The organism is Marinimicrobium koreense, from assembly GCF_003762925.1.
Classification (GTDB): domain Bacteria; phylum Pseudomonadota; class Gammaproteobacteria; order Pseudomonadales; family Cellvibrionaceae; genus Marinimicrobium; species Marinimicrobium koreense.
The window spans coordinates 40055-58972 of sequence record NZ_RJUK01000004.1 but is presented as its reverse complement, the minus strand read 5'-3'; the positions used below and the strand labels follow the sequence as shown (position 1 = coordinate 58972).

Annotated in this window: 15 protein-coding genes; 4 read left to right on the top strand and 11 right to left on the bottom strand. The window is 61.8% G+C overall.

Annotated features, from left to right (window positions below):
• The first annotated feature begins 25 nt into the window (after positions 1-25).
• Positions 26-490 carry an ion channel gene (locus EDC38_RS16625; protein ID WP_123639534.1) on the top strand — a complete coding sequence of 155 codons (465 nt, stop codon included), beginning with the start codon at positions 26-28 and terminating at the stop codon, positions 488-490.
• A 58-nt stretch (positions 491-548) separates the two neighbouring features.
• Here the strand turns inward: EDC38_RS16625 and EDC38_RS15905 are convergent, their stop codons facing one another.
• Complete coding sequence (locus tag EDC38_RS15905; protein WP_123639533.1) at positions 549-2261, bottom strand: bifunctional protein-serine/threonine kinase/phosphatase; 1713 nt, start codon at positions 2259-2261, stop codon at positions 549-551.
• A 45-nt stretch (positions 2262-2306) separates the two neighbouring features.
• A complete protein-coding gene (locus EDC38_RS15900) occupies positions 2307-3119 on the bottom strand; it encodes a formate/nitrite transporter family protein (protein ID WP_123639532.1) in 813 nt (270 codons plus the stop codon).
• Positions 3120-3503: 384 nt separating this feature from the next.
• On the opposite strand from EDC38_RS15900, the gene EDC38_RS15895 reads away from it, so the two are divergent.
• Positions 3504-3818, top strand: a complete 315-nt coding sequence (locus EDC38_RS15895) for a hypothetical protein (RefSeq protein ID WP_123639531.1) — start codon at positions 3504-3506, stop codon at positions 3816-3818.
• A 43-nt stretch (positions 3819-3861) separates the two neighbouring features.
• Here EDC38_RS15895 and EDC38_RS15890 read toward each other — a convergent pair whose 3' ends face one another.
• From EDC38_RS15890 to EDC38_RS15855, 9 genes are all read right to left on the bottom strand, one after another.
• Positions 3862-4146: a YebG family protein gene (locus tag EDC38_RS15890; protein ID WP_123639530.1), complete on the bottom strand. Its 285-nt coding sequence runs from the start codon at positions 4144-4146 to the stop codon at positions 3862-3864.
• 59 nt (positions 4147-4205) lie between these two features.
• Positions 4206-5489 (bottom strand): PepSY-associated TM helix domain-containing protein, encoded by a 1284-nt coding sequence (locus EDC38_RS15885; RefSeq protein WP_123639529.1) that lies wholly within the window; start codon positions 5487-5489, stop codon positions 4206-4208.
• 1 nt (position 5490) lies between these two features.
• Positions 5491-7599: a TonB-dependent siderophore receptor gene (locus tag EDC38_RS15880; protein WP_123639528.1), complete on the bottom strand. Its 2109-nt coding sequence runs from the start codon at positions 7597-7599 to the stop codon at positions 5491-5493.
• A gap of 194 nt (positions 7600-7793) precedes the next feature.
• Positions 7794-10877 carry an efflux RND transporter permease subunit gene (locus tag EDC38_RS15875; protein ID WP_123639527.1) on the bottom strand — a complete coding sequence of 1028 codons (3084 nt, stop codon included), beginning with the start codon at positions 10875-10877 and terminating at the stop codon, positions 7794-7796.
• A 15-nt stretch (positions 10878-10892) separates the two neighbouring features.
• Positions 10893-12449: an efflux RND transporter periplasmic adaptor subunit gene (locus EDC38_RS15870; RefSeq protein ID WP_170162974.1), complete on the bottom strand. Its 1557-nt coding sequence runs from the start codon at positions 12447-12449 to the stop codon at positions 10893-10895.
• Complete coding sequence (locus EDC38_RS16380) at positions 12439-12747, bottom strand: hypothetical protein (protein ID WP_170162973.1); 309 nt, start codon at positions 12745-12747, stop codon at positions 12439-12441. The genes EDC38_RS15870 and EDC38_RS16380 overlap by 11 nt, the downstream gene beginning before the upstream one ends.
• Positions 12744-13952, bottom strand: coding sequence for a TolC family protein (locus tag EDC38_RS15865; RefSeq protein ID WP_123639525.1), 1209 nt, complete (start codon positions 13950-13952; stop codon positions 12744-12746). Before EDC38_RS15865 ends, EDC38_RS16380 begins: the two co-directional genes overlap by 4 nt.
• 2 nt (positions 13953-13954) lie before the next feature.
• Positions 13955-14914 carry a M56 family metallopeptidase gene (locus EDC38_RS15860; RefSeq protein ID WP_123639524.1) on the bottom strand — a complete coding sequence of 320 codons (960 nt, stop codon included), beginning with the start codon at positions 14912-14914 and terminating at the stop codon, positions 13955-13957.
• Complete coding sequence (locus EDC38_RS15855) at positions 14911-15321, bottom strand: BlaI/MecI/CopY family transcriptional regulator (protein ID WP_246004474.1); 411 nt, start codon at positions 15319-15321, stop codon at positions 14911-14913. Before EDC38_RS15855 ends, EDC38_RS15860 begins: the two co-directional genes overlap by 4 nt.
• Before the next feature lie 165 nt (positions 15322-15486).
• On the opposite strand from EDC38_RS15855, the gene murJ reads away from it, so the two are divergent.
• Both murJ and EDC38_RS15845 read left to right on the top strand, forming a co-directional pair.
• The gene (murJ, locus tag EDC38_RS15850) at positions 15487-17091 is read left to right on the top strand and encodes a murein biosynthesis integral membrane protein MurJ (RefSeq protein ID WP_281273561.1); all 1605 of its coding nucleotides are present in this window, start codon (positions 15487-15489) and stop codon (positions 17089-17091) included.
• 186 nt (positions 17092-17277) lie between these two features.
• Positions 17278-18873, top strand: coding sequence for a flagellar assembly protein A (locus EDC38_RS15845; RefSeq protein ID WP_170162972.1), 1596 nt, complete (start codon positions 17278-17280; stop codon positions 18871-18873).
• Positions 18874-18918: the final 45 nt, after the last annotated feature.

Below are 18918 nucleotides of genomic sequence, written 5' to 3'. Positions count from 1 at the left end.
CGATCCGTCAATAGAGAGACTGTTGATGAACCTTGGCGCAAGTTCTTCAGTTATCACCGTAGTGGCCACGGCGGTCGTGGTGGCCCTGGGGGTGGTGTTTCATTACGAAGTGATCCAGTGGCTCAACCGCTGGCATATCGACCGACACCGACGCTTTGGTCGCAACCACCGGACCCGCCCGGTCGTGCTGCTCACCATGTTTGTTCTGCTGTTCGCCCATGTGGTTGAAATCTGGATGTTCGGTTTTGTGTTCTGGTTGCTGTTGGGTTTGGATGGCTACGGAGTGATTCAGGGCTACAGCGAGCTGACGCTGCTCGACTGCGTATATTTTTCGGCCGCGAATTACACCACGGTGGGGTGGGGCGACTTGTCGGCCGCCGGAGATATACGATTTCTCGCCGGTACCGAGGCTCTGGTGGGTTTTATGATGATCACCTGGTCCGCGTCGTTCAGCTACCTGGTGATGAATCGGGCCTGGGGTGGCGATTAGGGGACACGCTGGGTCGCGTAGGGCGGATAAGCCGAAGGCGCATCCGCCGTAACTCAACCTACGCAAACTGCACGACCAACAACACCAACAGAATCAACGACACACCCTGCCAGAACAATACCGGGTTGCGCTCAATCAACGGCGGTTGCGATTTTCGAGCGAACGCGGGGTTGGGGTTGTTAAGATCATAGATAAACTCTGATAGCTCGGTGTAGCGCTTGTGCGGACTGATCTGCGTGGCCTTGCGCAAGCATTCATCCACCCAGTCGGGAACCGAGGGCCGGTGTTCCTGAGCACTGCGATAACGCAGTTTGTGTTGTTCCGCTCGGGTCCGGGTCCGGGCCACCTTGGGACCATAGGGGTGCTTGCCGGTCAGCATTTGATAGACGATCACGGCCAGGGAATAGAGATCGCTGCGCAGGTCTCCCGGTTCGCCGAGAAAATATTCCGGGGCGGCGTACAGGGCCGCGCCGTAGATCACCCCGTCGCGGCTTCGTCCTTCACTGAGGCCCGCGACGCTGGCGGAGCCGAAATCAATAATCGTGACCGTTCCCTGAGCGTCAATCATCAGGTTATCTGGACGCAGGTCGCGGTGCACCATGGCCTGACGATGCAACGCCTGCAGTCCGCTTGCAACCTGTTGCACGATATCCCGGACTCTGGCCAGATCGGGATAGGGGTTATCTTTCAGCCACTGACTCAAGGTCTGGCCTTCAAGATATTCCGTCGCAACGTACAGAAAGCCGCGTTCATGCTCTCGCCGAGCGGCTTTAAGCAGGTGGTTGTGGTTAAACCGCCGGGCGATCCAGTCCTCCATTAAAAAGCGTTCGAGATAGTGCGGATTGTCTCTTCCTTCCATGGCCGGGACTTTGATGGCCACGGGGCCATTATTGAGGGTGTCCCGGGCGAGGTAGACATGACTGCGGCTGCTGATATAGAGCGAGCGAAGAATCCGATACCCGTCAAAATCCGTACCCGCATCCAGAGCGGGGGGCAACGTCAGGAGCGAAGCCTGGCGGGAAAGCTCCCCCACGGTGGGGTCCGGCAACGCTTCCACCCGGGCAATCTGGACGCTCAGATTATCCCGGCTGCCGCAGGCCAGTGCCTGCTCCACCAGGGTTCTGGCCGCGCCGTTGAGGTCATCCCGCTGGGCATCGATTACCTGCGTGATGTCCGAGGCGTCAAAAAACTCGTAGGCCCCATCGCTGGCAAGAATAAAGGTGTCACCGGGCTCAAGGTCGAGTTGGTGATAGTCGAAACGCAGATGAGGATGAACCCCCAACGCCGAGGTCAGGTAGTGGGTGTCGGCATCCACACAGTGGCGATGATCTTCCGTCAACGGTTCCAGCTGTTGATTCGCCAGTCGGTAAATGCGCGTGTCTCCCGCGTGCAACAGGTGGGCGTGACGGGCTTTGAAAATCAGCGTGCTGAAGGTGCAGATGTAACCTCTGTCCCGTTCAAACCGGTACGGGCTGTTGCGCGTCTGCGCGAACAGCCAGGCGTTGAGTGCCTGCAGTACCCGCTCCGCTGACTGCTTGACCGACCAGGCTTCCGGCGTGCAGTAATAATCTTCAATAAAACCACTGACCGCGGTTTCACTGGCGATCTGGCTGACGTCGCTGCTGCTGATGCCATCGGCAATGGCCAGCACCGCCCCTTTATGCCCCAGCGTGGCGCCGGTCGGTAACCGGGCGCCGACAAAATCCTGGTTCACGGATTTGTGGCCGGAATGCGTGTACTGGCCGATGCGAATGCGTAGAGGTTGAGTCATAAAGGTTGGGCCGTCGTGGTGAAACGACGGCCCGGGTCTCTACGGTTAAGCCAACCGACGAGCGGGGCTGGTTCGCACGTGAGTGTAATACAGGGGCAGGCCCACCAGCAGAAAGCCGCCGATCAGATTGCCCAGAACGGTGGGTAGTTCATTCCAGAGCAGATAATCGGCTATGGAAAAGTCTCCACCCATGATCAGACCAAACGGGAACAGAAACATGTTCACGATGGAGTGCTCAAAGCCCATGTAGAAAAACAGCATGATGGGCATCCACATGGCGGCCATTTTGCTGCCGGCGGAGGTGGAAATCATGGCGCCGACTACCCCCATGGAGACCATCCAGTTACACAGGATGCCGCGAATGAAAATGGTGATCCAGCCGGACAGGCCGTGCTCCTTGTAGCCGACGGTACGCGACTCACCAATCTGGGCCGCCTTGGCGGCAATCTCGCCACCATCAATGCTGAAGCCATAGGTCAGAATGAACGACATGCCCACTGCTACGGTCAGTGCCCCGGCAAAGTTGCCGAGGAATACCAGCCCCCAGTTGCGCAACACCTGATTGAGCGTTACACCGGGGCGTTTGTCCAGGTAAGCGAGGGGGACCAGCGTAAACACCCCGGTCAGCAGATCGAACTTCATCAGGTAGAGCATGATAAAGCCCACTGGGAAAAGCACCGCGCCGAGCAGCGGGGAGCCGGTATTGACCATGACAGTGATGGCAAACATGGCGGCCAGCGCCAGAATGGCGCCGGCCATAAAGGCGCGGATCAAGGTGTCCTTGTTGGACATGTACACTTTCTGTTCGCCGGAATCCACCATCTTGGTGACGAACTCACTCGGTTCGATATAGGCCATGAAGTTGTTTCTCCTGAATTGAGGCGGTGATGCTTGCGGTGCAAAGACGTGCTTCGCCAATTGGTAATCGGTGAGTTGCAACCGTCGTGCCACGCAGAAAACATCTGAAGAAAAGGTGGCGTTTTGTGCAGACGGAGCCGAATTTTGGCCTCCCCGAATGCGGTTGCTCCAACGTAGGGCGCTTTTTGTAATCCTGTGCTCAATTATGGTTCATCGGAAAAGAGGCTTTGTGCACGGAAGCTGTGCGCTGATTGTTGCAAGAGCACCAATGCTGAGCGCTGCTCATGGTTGGGCGATAGAGGTGTATCCCGTTCAGACTGAGTTCAGAATCCCGGAGGCATACTGAACCCACTGTTTCGAATGACCGATCTGGAGGTGTTGAGTATGAAAACCCTATTGTCTGCTACGCTGGCTGGTCTGGTATTGATGGCTCCGGTGGCACTACATGCCGCTCCACCGCCTCATGCGGCGGCCTGGGAGCACAAAAAACACCATAAAGAGCGCGCGCGAGAAGCCCGTAAATGGGAGCGGGAGAGAGAGCGTGAAATGAGGAAGTGGCGCCGGGAGCGCGACCATGACGCGTATCACCATCGCCACGAAAACTATCGGGACGACGCGTATCGTTATCGCTCAAGAAGTCATGATCATCACGATCATCATCAGGAGCGCTCCAGCCTGAGAATCTACCTGGAACTTTGAGGGGTGACCGCTCAGTCCCTGAGCGAGTGAGACGCAAGGGGCGTTATTGATTGGAGGCCAGAGGCGTGACATTCGCGCTCTGGTCTTCCGTTCCTTCCAGCAACACTTCCGGCTTGCCCTTGCAGGCCTTGGCCAACTGGTCGCTGCGCTCGGCGAGTAACAGGCCAATGGCCTCGCTGTGAGCTTCGCTGATGCCTTCCACCGAGTTTTCGATCAACTGGGTGATATTGGCGGCCAGCTCCAGCATTTTGTCGTGCGCTTCCGCGGCTTTCTTATCGTCAAACATCTTGCCATCCCGATCACATTTCCAAACGGCGACTACAGCCATGGTTTTACCTCCTGGGTCATTACTGTTTTTTTATACAGTATGGGTTGGGTCGCTCTTTGTCAACTCCCGATATTGACCAGAGCCAGGATCAGGCAGGTCAGAATCAGGGCCATCTGGGGCCAGGGGAGGAGTTGGCCTTGCCAGAGGGTGCGCCAGGGCGAGCGTGGCACTACGCCGGATAGGTGGGGAACGGCGGGTGCGCCTTTAGGCTTACCCGCCCTACGCGACCGGTGGGAGCGGCCGGACGTGAGGCGGAGGGAGTAAATCCAGGTGCCGGAGGCGGCCAGGGTGGTGAGCATCAGGCCGAACAGGAACCAGAGAAAGCGGGTGGGCTGGCCGCCGAAGGTGCCGAAGTGCAGTGGGTCGGCTGCCTCGGCGATACGTTGGTGCAGGCTGAGCTGTTCACCGTGCACACGACCCAGAGACTCGCCGGTGGTCGGGTCGATGAGCAGAGTGTTGGCCCGGGGGCGCACCAGCAGAGCCTTCTCTTGCCCCTGGAGAATCAACGGCTGGTTCTCGCCGGGGAACCAGAGGCTGTCCAACTGATATTCCGGCCAGGGCTTCAGGGCGCGCTCAATGGCGCGGTTGAGTGTGTCCGCATCCCGGGGCAAGGCATTGGCCTCGGGCAGCGGGCGCAGCTCGGCGCCCGCCGCCGGGGCTGCGCCGCCCCACTTTTCAACCAGATACCAGATGCCGGTGAGGCCAATCACCAGAATGAAGGGCAGGCTCCACAGGCCCAGCCACCGGTGCAGGTTGCCCCACCAGCGCCGGGGTGGGTCCCGGGGCTTCGGTGGTTTGAAAAAGCCGCGCCACCAGCGTTTGAAAATGGGGAAGGCGGAAATCATGGACAGCAGCAGCGGAAAGCTGAGCAGGGTCACTATGGTGAGTCCCCATTGCAGCGGCAGCATCAGGTGGCGGTGCGCCTCGCGCAGAAACCGGTGGGCGTTGTACCAGTTGGCATGGCCCTGCACTTCGGCAGTGTATGGATTGACGTAGATTCGCCGCCGTTCGCCGTCCTCGTTCACGGCAATCAGTTCCGCGGCCATGTAGTCGGGCAGGTTGAGATACATAAAGCTCGGCCGCCACCCGGGATACTCCTTGAGGGCGGCGGCGAGCAGGGTGCCGGGCGGTTGGCGCTCGGCACCCTCGCCACTTTCCGGGGCCTGCACGCGCAGGGCAGGGGTGAACAGCCAGTCCAGTTCGTAGGCGTAAACCGCGAGGGTGCCGGTCAAGCTGACGAAAAAAAACAACAGACTGAACTTCAGTCCCACCCAAGAGTGCAGGTTGAACCAGCGACGTCGCCCGCCGGTGCGGGCGCGTGGCGTGGGGGCTTCGGGAGACACCTCAGAACTCGCGGCTCAGGGTGACCGTGACCCGGCGGGGTTCCCCGGGGAAATGGCCGGTGCGGGTAATGAAGCCGCTCTCCGCGTAGGTTTTGTCGAACAGGTTGCGCAGGTTGATCTGCAGCTTCCAGGCATCAAACTGGCTTTGCCAGCTCGCGTCGAACACCGTGTAGTCGTTCACCGGGTCACCCTGGATACCGATCTGCTCACCTTTATACTCGGCTCCGAACGCGATGGCGGAGTTGAGGCTCAGGAAATCGTACCGGGTCCAGAGACCGGCCTGATGATCCGGGGTATTGGCAAAGTCGTCGCCAGTGGCGTTGGTGATGCCACTGGTCGCTTCAATGACCTTCACATCGTTGAAGCCGTAGTTGAAGGTCAGGGTCCACTGGGGCAGCAGGTCCGCACTCAGGTCCAGCTCGGCGCCGCGGCTGCGCACCCGGCCGACGGGGATCAGATCGTCAATACCGTCGTTGTCGACATCGCCGGCCGGGTCGGCCTGCAGCACATTGCGCCGTTCGATTTCGTAGGCGGCGAGGTTGAGGCGGGCGCGGCCTTCAAACAGCTCCAGCTTGGCACCCACTTCAAACTGCTCGCTTTCCTCGGGCTCGAAGGGGCCGCCCGCTCTCGGGTCCTGACTGCCCGCCGATTGGGGGACGAAGCCTTCGCTGATGCTGGCGTACAGGTTGACGGAGCGGTTCAGGTGGTAGACACCGCCGACGCGGTAGGTCAGGGCCTCATCACTGTCTTTTTCGACACTGTCGCCATCGCTCTCAAACTGGGTAAAACGCAGGCTGGCCAAAAGGTCCCACTGCTCAGACAGTCGCATTAGATCCTGCACATAGACGCCAGTCTGCATCTGTTCGCTTTTGCGAGGGGTTTCCCAGGGGTTGTCGTCCAGGCCGTATTGGGCCCGTGACGTCTGGCCGTAGACCGGGTCGTACAGGCTGAGTGGGGGCACCACGCCGCCGTCCTCGATCGGTGCGCCGCGCTTGGCTTTGAAGTCGTCCTGTTGGTCGAAGATTTCCGCACCCACCAGGAATTCGTGTTCGACATTACCGGTGTCAAACGCGGTAATCAGATTGGCGTAGGCCGACAGTCCCTCATTGTTGCGCACCTGATCCCGGAACTGGCGCTTCATCATGTCGCGGGTGCCGTCTCCATTGGAGTCATACAGGCCCCGGGGTTCATGGTAGTTCTGCTTTTCCTGGTTGTCGTAGTAGCGGGCGGCCAGGTCGATGCTCAGGTTATCGCTGAAGGCGTGCTGCAGTCGGCTGTAGAGGATATCCGCTTCCAGAGAGAGGAAGTCGGTGACCTCATTGTGGTTCCAGCTTGTATCCACCAGAAATTCACCGTCCTGATCAATGGGAACCCCCCGAAGGCGATTGCCCCCCAGGGTCTGGTCCACGAAGGAGTATTTGAACAGAGCCCGGGTGTTGCCCGAAGGTTCCCACACCAATCCCAGATCGCCCTGATCGTTCTCATTGGTGGTGTTGTTGCGGAACGGCTCCTCGGTTTCCTTGAGCATGGCCACCCGATAACCGAGGTCGCTGCCGTCAAAAGCACCGGTGGCCTCAACGTTGACGCCGGTCAGGTCGTAGTTTCCCGCGATGACTTGCGCGCGAGCGTAAGAGTCCAGCGAAGCCTGGCTGGTGTTGTAGTTGATCAGCCCGCCGGGCTGGCCCGCGCCGTAGACGGCGCCACTTGGTCCCTTGAGCACTTCCACCTGATCCACACCAAACAGGCGGGGAACGGAGAAGCCGGCATAGGGATCGCCGCGCAGACCGTCATAAAGGACTTCATCCTGGCGGAAGCCGCGAAAGCTCACGCCGGAGTAACTGAAGAAGTTGACGCCACTGATGCTGCGGTACAGATCCCGGGCATCCCGGGCCCCCTGGTCCTGGATCAGATCCTTGTTGAGAACCTGGACCGATGCGGGAACGCGGGTCAGATCCGCGGACAATCGCGTGGAAACCGACGACTCCGATACCTGGTACAGGGTTTGTGCCCGGCCGGTAACGATAAACTCCTCGGTGACTGCCGGGGCTTCCTGTGCCCAGCTCTGTCCGGCCGCCAGTAGCGCGACCGTCATAAGGGACTGTTTGAGCATGTTTGTGGACCTCCGCTTAATCAAGTTTTGCGAATAATAATACTTCTCGTTTAGTTTATCAATAATATGCGCCAGCCGAGGATGGTTTTGGAGAGCGGAGGTGTGGTTGGACCACTAGGAGTGGATGCCGATCGATAGCGGGAGATGACGGAGTGGCCCGCCGCGCGAGAGGCGGCAGGCTCGTTCAGGGCGGATCAGGTGCGGGTGGCGCCAAAGCGCAAGTACATGGCCGGAACCACCAGCATATTCAGTGCGGTGGAGCTGAGCAGCCCCCATAGAATCACAATAGCCATGGGGGCCTGGATTTCACTGCCGGGTTCGCCGCCCGCGAGGGCCAGAGGTACCAGCGCGAGGGCCGTGGCCAGGGCGGTCATCAGAATGGGCACCAGGCGCTCTTCGGCCCCCTGGCGTACCGCCTGTTCCGCCGTGAGGCCTCCGTCGTGGATCAGGCGGCCGATGTGGTCGACCAGAATCACACCGTTGCGAGTGGCAATGCCAAACAGGGTGATGAACCCGATCAGCACCGCGACGGTGATGACCCCTCCGGCAAACCAGACGCCGGCCACGCCGCCGATCAGAGCCAGTGGCAAGTTGAGCATCACCAGCACCGCATCCCGGGTTCGGCCGAACGCCGCGATCAGCAGCAGGAAAATACCCGCGATCACCAAAGCGCCGAGCAGCAGTAAGCGGGTGCTCGCCGCCTCGGCGCTCTGGAACTGACCGCCATACTCCACCCGGTAGCCGGTGGGCAGTGTGACGTTGTCGGCGATGGCGGTTTCAATGTCCTCCACCACGCTGATCAGGTCCCGCTCGGCGACGTTTGCCATGATCACCAGGTTGCGCTGAACATTCTCCCGGCTGATGGTGTTGGGGCCGCGCTCACGTCGAATATCGGCCAGGGCGGCGAAGGGGACCTGAGCGCCCGAGGCCAGGGTGAGCTGGGTATTGCGCAGGGTATCCAGGTTCTCCTTGGCGCTCTGGGGCAGACGCACGACCAGATCAAAGCTCGCCTCTCCCTCCAGTAATCGTCCGACGGTGGTGCCATTGAAGGCGGTTTCCAGAGCCTCGGCGGCGTCGGTCATACTGAGGCCATAGTTGGCCAGGGCCGCCCGGTCGAAGCGTACGGTGACAAACGGGATCTGGCTTTGCTCGTCCATGGCCACATCGACCGCCCCGGGAATGCCACCCACAATGGACTCGATCTGCCCACCCAGGCGGCGTAGCTCCGAGAGGTCATCGCCAAAGAGCTTGATGGCGATATTGGCTCGAGTGCCCGAGAGCATATGGTCAATGCGGTGGGAGATGGGCTGGCCGATAATGACGTTGGTCCCGGGCAGCAGGGCGAATTCCTGACGGAGGGCCGCCAGCAGCTCCGCCTTGTCCCGCTCCCGCATGTCGAGCGAGACATCGATTTCCGAAGCAAATACCTGTTGGGCGTGAGGGTCCAGCTCCGCCCGGCCGGTGCGCCGGGCGGTGGCGACCACTTCTGGCTGCTCCAACAGAATCTTCTCTACTCGTTGGCCGATGTCATCGGAGGTTTCCAGGGAGGTGCCGGGCAGAGTCACCACGCTCAGGGTCAGGCTGCCTTCGTTGAATTCTGGCAAAAACCCCCGGCCCGCGAGTGACAGTCCCAGCAGTGACGCCAGCAGCAATGCCAGGGCGCCGCCGATCAAAATACGCCAGCGGCTCAGAGACCATGCCAGCAGGGGGCGGTACCCCGATTTCAGGGCGGCGATCAGGCGGGTATCGTGATCCTGGGTTACCGTGCGACTGCCCGGCAGCCCGAGTAGACAGAGCACCGGAGTGACGGTGATCGCCACCAGCAGCGAGGCCGCCAGGGAAACGACGTAGGCCAGCCCTAAGGGTTCGAGTAGTCGACCCTCGACGCCACTGAGGAAAAATAATGGGAGAAACACCAGAATGATGATCAGGGTGGCGAAAACGATGGAGCCCTCGATTTCCCGGGTCGCGTTCGAGACAACGCTCAGCGCCGACCGCTGTTGCGCCTCGGGACGATCGGCATTTTCCCTGAGCCTGCGGACAATGTTTTCCACCACGATGATGGCGTCGTCCACCAACGCGCCGAGCGCAATGGTCATGCCCCCGAGGGTCATGGTATTGAGCGTGCCGCCGAACCAGCGAATGGACAGTACGGCCACCAACAACGACAGAGGAATGGCTACCAGGGCGATAGCGGTGGCCCGCACGCTGTAAAGAAACAGGAACATGATGGCCACCACCAGGATGGCGCCGTCCCGCAGCGCAGTGCTTAGGTTGTCGATGGAGACGGTAATGAAGTCCGCCTGGCGGAAAGCGTCGGTTTCGATCCGCATGCCCTCGGGCAGTGACTCCTGCAGCTCATCAATGACGCCATCCAGTCGGCGGGTCAGTTCGAGGGTGTTTGCCCCCGGCTGTTTCTGGATGCCCAGCACCACACCCGCATCGCCTTTGTAGCTGCCGGTACCGCGCCGCGGTGCCGGGCCAGTCTGAACAATGGCCAGATCCCGCACCAGCACGGGCACATCATCCCGGGTGGTGACCACCGCCTGCTCAAGATCCTCAATGGTGCGGGCCCGGCCGATGCCCTGGATCAGGAATTCCTGCCGGTTTTCGGTCAGAAAACCGGCGGAGGCGTTGCGGGTGGCGTTGGCCACCGCCTGGCGCAGTTGGTCCAGCGTTACCCCATAGGCGGACAAACGCTCCGGAGAGGCGACGACCTGAAACTGGCGGGTTTCACCCCCGGTGGGGATGACTTCGGCCACTCCCGGTACGGCCAGCAGCCGGCGCCGGACCTGCCAGTCGGCGGCGGTTTTCAGGGCCATTTCATCGTGCTGCTCCGAGGTGAGCGCGATAAACAGAATCTCCCCCATGATGGAGGTGACCGGTGCCAGTACCGGTGGCGGCAGGTCCTGGGGCAGGGCCGCCGAGACATTCTGCAACCGCTCGGCGACGCGTTGGCGGGCGCGATAAATATCCGTGCCCCACTCAAATTCCACCGTCACCACACTGATGCCGACCCCGGTGCTGGAGCGGACCCGGCGGACGCCGCCGGCACCGTTCATGGCGGTCTCGATGGGAAAGGTCACCAGCCGCTCAACATCCTCGGGGGGCATGCCGTGGGCTTCCGTCACGATGGTGACCGAAGGGGCGGTCAGGTCGGGAAAGACATCCACCGGAGCCTTCAGGGCCGACCAGCCGCCCCAGACCATCAGTAGGCCCGCGGCGACCAGAACCAGCAACCGGTTGTTCAGGGACACGCGTATAATGCGATCAATCATGGAAAACTCCGGGGGTTAGTGGGCGTGGCCGTGACCGATTTCGCTACCGCCAGCCGACGCCAGCTTCACCAGGTAGGCCCCTTCGCTGACCACCCGGTCGTCAGCGCTCAGGCCCTGGTGAACTTCCACCCAGGCACCGTCGCGCAGGCCCAATTCCACCGGTTGACGCTCAAAGCTTTCACCATTGACTTGCACGTAGACCACGGAGCGGCCGTCATCGTCGATCACCGCACTGCGGGGAATCGCCAACCGCTCCACGGCAGATTCGGTGAATACATGGGCCGCCACTCGGGCGCCTAGTAGTGTGGGGCCGACCTCGGTGGGGTACTCCACGGTAACGCCTGCGGTGCGGGTGCGCGGGTCCACTGCGCTGTCGTGCCGCACAACGCGGGCGCCCTGCTGCGCATCCAACACCAGCGGGCCGTCGGGTCGATCAAGCCAGGCGCCGCTACTGTGGGCAAGCTCCCCGGCAAAGCGCTCCGGAACCCGGATGGCGAGCCAACGACGCTCCGGCGCGGCAATCCGGAACAGCGGATCACCGGCTTTGATAAAGGCACCGGGGCTGACATTGGTGGTGACCACCGCTCCGGCCACCGGCGCGCGCAGGGCGAGCCCCGCCTCGGCGTTGCCGGACTCATACTGCTCCACCCGGGCACGGGCGGCGCGGAATTCGGCGCGGGCAACATCAAGAGCCTCCCGGGCGTCCAGCAGCCGCCGTTCGGGAATGGCTCCCTGGGCCAATAGGCCGGTAAGTCGTTCAACGTCCCGCTCCGCCAGCGCCCGCCGGGAGCGGGCCTGTTCCAGCGCGACCATCAGGCTGCCGATATCGGACTGGTCACCCAGACGGGGAATCAGCACGCCCAGTGTGGTCCCTTGTGCAACGCGCTGACCCGGCTGAATCAATGGGGTGCTGGCAATATAACCGTCGGCCGGTGCCCGCACGGTGGCGTCTCCATCTGCCGGAGCGGTGACGGTGCCAAAGCCCGGAACCGAGCGCCGCAATGGTCGGGGTTGAACGGATACCGTCGCAAACGGGTTGTCCCACTGCTGTTCTTTCAGATACGCGATATCGCCTTCGGGATGATCGGGCAGACCCTGAATCGCCTCATTGTCTGGAAACACTCTGATTTCGCCCAGAGAGTGCCGGGCGGTCATATCCCCGTCAGCGACCTCAATCACAAGGTCGAAGTCACCGCTATCGCGGGGCGTGACGCTGGGCCGGAAGATGCCGCGACTGGTGGTTTCGTTCACCCGGAAGCGGGCGACGGTACGCCCGTCGCGCTGCAGCAATACATCCAATCGCCCCTCCGTCAGCGGCATAAAATCACTCAATCGGGTGATGTGGGCCGCAAAGCGTGAGCTTTGTCCAGCCACCAGGGCGGGAAACTCCACAAACAGCTCGGTGTGTTCACTGAAATCGGTGTACACCAGCACTGGCGCATCATGCGTCTCGTGGTCCGCGTGGTCTCCGTCGGGGCCGTGGTCATGACCGTGTCCGCCGGAGGGGGTGTCGGAGCAGGCGGTGACCAGCAGCGCCAGGGCGAGGACCCAGGGGCGTGAATCAATGCGCATGGTCGTGGCCTTCGCCGTGGTCATGGTCGTCATGGTGGGGCTGGGTGTCGGTGGCCTCCGCCTCCGGTTGCTCAGCATCGTCGCCGTAATAGGCTTCCGTGTCCGTGTGGTCATGATCGCCGTGGTCGTGGCCGTCCTCGTGGGAGTGACCCTCGTCGTGCGGGTGGCTATTGTTCTGCTCATGGGCGTGGTCATCGCCATGCCCAGCGTCACCGTCGTGTGCGTGCTCGGCATCGCTGCAGGCGGTGAGGGCCAGAACCAGTGTGCTGAGAGTGATCAGGGGCTTCAATGACTTCATGGTGTTTCTCCAGTCAGTAGTGTCAGTTGGATAAAGGTGGTGCGCGCTTCCAGCTCGCGCTGGATAAGCGCCCGGCGGGTATTCAGTTCCGAGCGGTGGGCGTCAATCAACTCGGCAATGCTGAGCTCGCCGGCCGCGTAGCTGCTCTCGGCGATGTCAGACAGTGACGCCGTCGGCGCATTGATGCTTTCCTGCAGTGCCTGGGCGGACGCCCGTTCAGCGCTCAGATCGCGCTGCAGTGCGCGCAAGCGGGTGCGGAGCTCGGCGCGGGCAAGCGCGAGCTCCGCCCGTTGTTGTTGGGCGCGGCCTCGCTGGGTTCGGGCCTGGCCAGAGTGTCGGTCGAACAGGGGGATCTCAACACCGATGGAGATGACGTTGCCTTCCGCCTGAAAGCCGGGCTCAACCACCTCCTTGCGACCGACTCCCAGGGTCAGTTCTGGCCAACGCTGGCGCTGGGCGGCCTCCGCGCGGACCTCGGCGCTTTCGGTTTCCGCCGACAGCGCTTGCATTAGGGGGCTCTGAGCGACGGCGGAGGCGTTCACCGGATTATGTGTGGGTGGCAGCAGACGGCCCGCGAGCGGCCTCTGGTCGTCGCCGATTCGCTGTGCCAGCCGGTCTCGGGCAGAGGTCGCGTTGGCACGGGTATTCAGACGTTCGCCCTCCAGCAGCGCCAGTTCCTGACGCAGACGATTGTGGTCGTACCTGGAGGCATCGCCCGCCGCGACGCGTTGCTCGATGGCCGTCGTCAGCTCGGTAAGTCGACGGTGCCAGTCGGCGATGAGCTCCGCTTCCCGTTGGGCCGCGAGGGCTTGATAAAAGTGCTGGCGGATATTTGCGGCCCACTCCCGGCGGGCCTGGTCGTTGCGAAGGCCCGACGCCCGATATTGATGGCGCGCCGCCTCCCGCGACAGCCCGGGTACGCCCGCCAGATTGAGGCGTTGGCGGATGGACCAGGTATTCTCCTCGGAGTCGCCCGACGGCAGCTCCAATGTTTCGCGGCTGTATTCAATTTCCGGGTTGGCCCAGCGGCCGGCGGATTCGAGCTGGCCCTCAGCGATGTCGATGTGGGCGTCCCAGCGGGCGACCACCTCGGGCTGCTGTAGACCGAGCTGGACCGCCTCCTGTTCGGTTAACGGCGTGTCAGCAGCGGCCAGCCCGGGCGTGAGCAGCAGGAGACCAAAGATCGGGGAAAAGGGGTGTGGCACGGTTAAACTCCTACCAGAAAGCCGAGAAGGGTTTCAAGGGAATGATGGACGATCACCAGGGTCGCCACGCCACCCAGAAAGACAGTGATAGTCAGAGCACTCGAGATGGTTAGGGTTCGAGATACCCTGTCGGGTTGGGCATGCAGAAGCCGGTGGATTCGGGGCAGAAGTTGGCCGCCGCTGGCCGACAGACTTCCCGTGGGCGAGGGTCCGCTCAGGCGTGCCACTTTGATCAGCGTCGCCGCCACGGCCTCGGGGCCAAAACGGCGGGCCGCCCGGTCATCGGCCTGCTCCTCCATGCGTTGCCGCCACAGGGCGCAAAGTGATCGTGCAGATGATGGCCAGTGTGCCAACAACAAGACGTTGAACACCAGATTGCGTAGCGGGTCGCGCCGACGCAGATGGGCGACTTCGTGGGCCAGAACGATGCGACGTTCCCGATGATCGAGCCGATCGGTCAGCCCGCGGGTCATGAACAGGGCCGGATGTCGGTAGCCTGCGGTGCAGGCAAAGGCCTCCGGCGTATCGAGACGACGCAATCTCCCGTTACCTCGGCTCAGGGCAAACAACGCTATGGTGTCGCGAGCGGCCTTGAACTCTCGGAATAAAAACCCCGTCAGGACTTTGATCAGCAGGCTTGCCAGGGCCGCAGCGCTGAGTAGGTGGATCCATTGCAGGTCGAGGGCGGGCCAGTGCTCAAAACACAAATGGGGATGATGCATACCGTGGTGCGCGCAATGATCAGCAATCCAACCAAGGGGTTTGGCTGCCGCGATGAAGCACATGGCGGTAACCGGAGCGGCCATGGCCAGCCAAGGCGTCAAAGCGTATAACCATAAGTGGCGGCTCAGGTGTTCAGGTGAGAGCAGCCGCCCAGCCAGCCAAAGTAGCCCGTTGGCGAGGAGCCAGGCCATCACTGCCAAGAGTGTCAGCAGGTAGAAAAAGTCGAGCAAGGCGGTCATGACGATGCTCCTTCGCCGCGCCGTGCCTTCAGCACCTGTTCCAGCTCGTCCAGCGCCCGCTCGTCCAACTGGTCAGCGGCGTCTACAAACGCTGCCAGAGAAGAGTGAGCGTCATTGGTAAAGCGTCCCAGTAAATCGTTGATCAACCCGGCAATCAATTGTTGTCGGGCTACCTGGGGCCGGTAGCGAAAGGCGTGGGCCACTTTCGTACGGCTGAGCAGTTGTTTGCGGTATAGCCGGTCGAGGGTGGATTGAACGGTATTCAGGGAAATGCCTCTGGCCGCTCCGAGGGTGGCGTGCAGGTCTTTGGCGGACTGACCGGAAGTCTGCCACAGTGCTTCCATCACGGCTATTTCCAGCTCGCCGAGGGGTGGCGTTGCGGTAGTAGGGGGTTCTTTGCCGGGCACGGTGTCTCCTCGGTAGTCAGGATTATTGGCATTGCACTGCAGGTGTCGATCAGCCTAGTCACACAAAAACCGATCGTCAATCGGTTTTTGTGTGATGGGCTTCGCTATCTCTCAAGGGGCGGAGTGTGGATAATGCGCCTGTCGTCTCTGAATTCAGGAAGGATTGTGACTCAATCGCACCCCCCCAGTTCTGATACCACTGCGGTCACTAAAGCGCCCAGCCTGTTGCGCTCCAGCTCGCTGGTGAGCGCCTTTACCATGCTCTCGCGGGTGCTCGGGTTGGTGCGGGATATGGTCTTTGCCCGGGTCATCGGGGCGGGGGCCGGGGCGGATGCCTTTTTTGTGGCCTTCAAGATTCCCAACTTCATGCGCCGGTTGTTCGCCGAGGGCGCCTTTGCCCAGGCATTTGTGCCGGTATTATCGGAATATCGGCAAAAGGGGGCACATGAAGCGGTGAAGGCCCTGGTGGACCGGGTAGCCGGGTGCCTCGGGCTGGTACTGGTCTCGGTCACGGTGCTGGCCGTGGTGGGAGCGCCACTGGTCACCGGGCTTTTTGCCCCCGGTTTCTGGCTGAACGATCCCGATAAATACGCCCTGACCGTGGATATGGTGCGGGTGACCTTTCCCTACCTGCTACTGATCTCCCTGACCGGCTTTGCCGGTGCCATTCTCAACAGTTATGACCGCTTTGCGATTCCTGCCTTTACCCCGGTGCTACTTAACTTGAGCCTGATTCTGGCGGCGCTGGCGGTGGCGCCAAACATGGATACGCCGGCCTATGCCCTGGCCTGGGGGGTGATGGTGGCCGGGGTGGTGCAGTTGCTGTTCCAGTTGCCTTTTCTGAAGCGTGTTCATCTACTGCCCGCGCCCAAGGTGGACTGGCGCGATCCGGGGGTAAAGCGCATTCTCTGGCTGATGGCGCCGGCTTTGTTCGGCGTGTCGGTCAGTCAGATCAACCTGCTGCTGGATACCGTGCTTGCGTCATTTCTGCCGACCGGTAGCGTATCCTGGCTCTACTATTCGGACCGGTTGGTGGAGCTGCCCCTGGGGGTGTTTGGCATCGCCCTGGCGACGGTGATTACGCCGAGCCTCTCCCGCCAGCACGCGGCCGAAGATCCGGAGACCTTCAGTCATACCCTGGACTGGGCGGTGCGCAGCGTTCTGTTGCTGGCGCTGCCGGCAACCCTGGCGCTGATACTCCTGGCCGAGCCCATTCTGATGACCCTGTTCCAATATGGCGAAACGGCGGTCCGGGATATGCAGATGGCTTCTTACAGCTTGCGAGCCTACGCGCTGGGATTGCTCGCTTTCATGTTGATCAAGGTGTTGGCGCCGGGCTACTTTGCCCGCCAGGACATGAAAAGCCCGGTGCGTATCGGCATCTACGCCATGCTCGCCAATATGGTGCTCAATGTGGTGTTCGTGTTGCCGCTCTATCTGATCTTCAATATTGGTCACGTGGGGTTGGCCTTGGCCACGGCTGTTTCCGCCTACCTGAATGCCTATTTGCTGTTCCGGGGCCTGCGTCGGCTCGGCGTTTACCGGCAAGAGCCCGGCTGGGCTCGGCGTTTGCTATCGTTTGGGGGCGCCAATGCGGCCATGGTGGCGGCGCTGTTGGGTGGCCTGTCGGTCTGGACCGGCTGGCAGGAGTGGTTCTGGTGGCAGAGAGGTTGGCGTCTGGCGGTATTGTGCATTCTCGGGCTGGCGGTATATGGCGTGAGTTTGCGCATATTTGGCATCAAATTCAGTGAATTTCGCTCGAACCACTGAAAACTGGCAGTTTGAGCCGTATGTGCTACGATTGTTGATATGGGCGACAATCGTAAATCCACATCGCCTGGTGCGCCCGCTCCTGAAAAGGGCACTCCAGCCCCTCAAGAGGCGCCGGCCCCCGCCGGATCTGCCTCGGCTAACCCGCGCGCGACCCAACTGAACCCATGCGCCATCACGCTTTCGATGGATGAACCCCGTGGCCTGCTGCAGGGGCGGCTGGAGCCGTCGACCGAGGAGCAGCCCTGGGATCTCGATCGCCTCAGAGTGCGTTTGGCAGAGGCGGGGTATGGTGAATGGTTCGCTCCGGAAGCCACCCTGGAGTCGGCGGTGCAGCAGGCCAACAACGGCCGTTGCGGGGATCTGGTTCTGGCCGAGCGCCGCGATGCCCGGACGGAATGGCGCATTGCCGAGGACCGCCAGGCGGCCTTTCTGACCCTTCACCCGGCGTGGGGCGGGCACAAGCTGAACCGGGAGGCCCTGCTCAAGGAGCTTTTGGCGCAGGGTGTCGTCAAGACCTGTATCCACCTGCGAGCCCTGACCCATGCCGCCGAGGCGGGGCACGCCGAATCCCTGTGTGTGGCCCGGGCCCGCCTGCCCCAGCCGGGTGAGGACGCCCGTTTTGTGTCTTTGGTGGCGCGGGACGATCAACTGGCATTGCAGGAGGATGATCAGGGGCGCGTTGATCTGCATCATCTGCACGAGTTCGTGGTGGTGGATCCGGGCATCCCCCTGCTGCGCCGTATTCCCGCGACCCAGGGCGAGCCGGGCGAGGATGTTATGGGGCAACCCCTGATGCCGACGCCGGGTCGTGCTCGGAGCTTCGATTCCCAGAATGATGGGGTTGCCCCGGACCCGGACGATGCCAACGTGCTACGGGCCGCCATCAGGGGGCACCCCGTGTTTTCATCCAGCGGCGTACGGGTGGACCCCACCTTGCGCCTCAAAGCGGTGGATGTTTCCACGGGCAGTATCGACTTTGAGGGCTCGGTGGAGGTGGCGGGGGATGTCGCCAGCGGTTTTGTTCTCAACGCCACGGGAGACATTCTGATCCGCGGGATGGTTGAGAAAGCCGATATTCGCGCCGGTGGTAATCTTAAGGTGCTTGGCGGAGTTGTGGGGGAGGAAGTGGGGCGACGCCACGATGGCGACCTGCGGTTGCGAACACACCTCACCTCTGGCGGAACACTGAGCGCGAAATTTATCAATTTGGCGTATGTTAACGTCCGCTATGATCTGCTGGTGCGCGAGTATGCCCTGCAGTGCCGGCTGGTGGCGGGACGGGACATCAGTCTCGGGCAACCGACGGGTAAGGGCAGCCTCATCGGGGGTAGCGCCAGCGCCGGCCGGGCGCTGGTGGCCAATACCCTGGGCAGCGAGGCCGGAGTCGCCACCGAAGTGTCCGTGGGGCGCCCCAACCGCCGGCGTCGTCTGGTGGGGCAGCTCAAAGAAGCCTTGACGCTGTGCGAGCACAACTGGCAGCGGGTGTGCGACACCCTGGATTGTATCCAGCGGGGGGAGATGGCCACGCCGCCCACCGATAAACTGAAACGACTTTATGCGACCCGGGACTCACTGCGGGCGCGCCGCCAGAGAATCCGTGGATTGATCGACCGCCTGGTGGGGGCTCGGCAAAGTGCCAGGCCCAGTCGGGTAGAGGTCAAAAAGCGTCAGCATGCCAACCTCAGCCTCAACATTGACGGCGTTCGCCGCTACTTCAATACCGAACATGGTCCCTCGTGCTGGCACAGGCAAGGCGCCGAACTGGTGCGCGGCTCCTGAATCGGTCTTCCCCCCAAGCCCTAGTCACCTCTTACTCCAGCCCGC

What these genes read in the sequence shown, in the direction of transcription:
- EDC38_RS16625 (WP_123639534.1), top strand. Translation starts at nt 26, where the DNA reads ATGAACCTTGGCGCAAGTTCTTCAGTTATCACCGTAGTGGCCACGGCG.
- EDC38_RS15905 (WP_123639533.1), bottom strand. Translation starts at nt 2,261, where the DNA reads ATGACTCAACCTCTACGCATTCGCATCGGCCAGTACACGCATTCCGGC.
- EDC38_RS15900 (WP_123639532.1), bottom strand. Translation starts at nt 3,119, where the DNA reads ATGGCCTATATCGAACCGAGTGAGTTCGTCACCAAGATGGTGGATTCC.
- EDC38_RS15895 (WP_123639531.1), top strand. Translation starts at nt 3,504, where the DNA reads ATGAAAACCCTATTGTCTGCTACGCTGGCTGGTCTGGTATTGATGGCT.
- EDC38_RS15890 (WP_123639530.1), bottom strand. Translation starts at nt 4,146, where the DNA reads ATGGCTGTAGTCGCCGTTTGGAAATGTGATCGGGATGGCAAGATGTTT.
- EDC38_RS15880 (WP_123639528.1), bottom strand. Translation starts at nt 7,599, where the DNA reads ATGCTCAAACAGTCCCTTATGACGGTCGCGCTACTGGCGGCCGGACAG.
- EDC38_RS15875 (WP_123639527.1), bottom strand. Translation starts at nt 10,877, where the DNA reads ATGATTGATCGCATTATACGCGTGTCCCTGAACAACCGGTTGCTGGTT.
- EDC38_RS15870 (WP_170162974.1), bottom strand. Translation starts at nt 12,449, where the DNA reads ATGCGCATTGATTCACGCCCCTGGGTCCTCGCCCTGGCGCTGCTGGTC.
- EDC38_RS16380 (WP_170162973.1), bottom strand. Translation starts at nt 12,747, where the DNA reads ATGAAGTCATTGAAGCCCCTGATCACTCTCAGCACACTGGTTCTGGCC.
- EDC38_RS15860 (WP_123639524.1), bottom strand. Translation starts at nt 14,914, where the DNA reads ATGACCGCCTTGCTCGACTTTTTCTACCTGCTGACACTCTTGGCAGTG.
- EDC38_RS15845 (WP_170162972.1), top strand. Translation starts at nt 17,278, where the DNA reads ATGGATGAACCCCGTGGCCTGCTGCAGGGGCGGCTGGAGCCGTCGACC.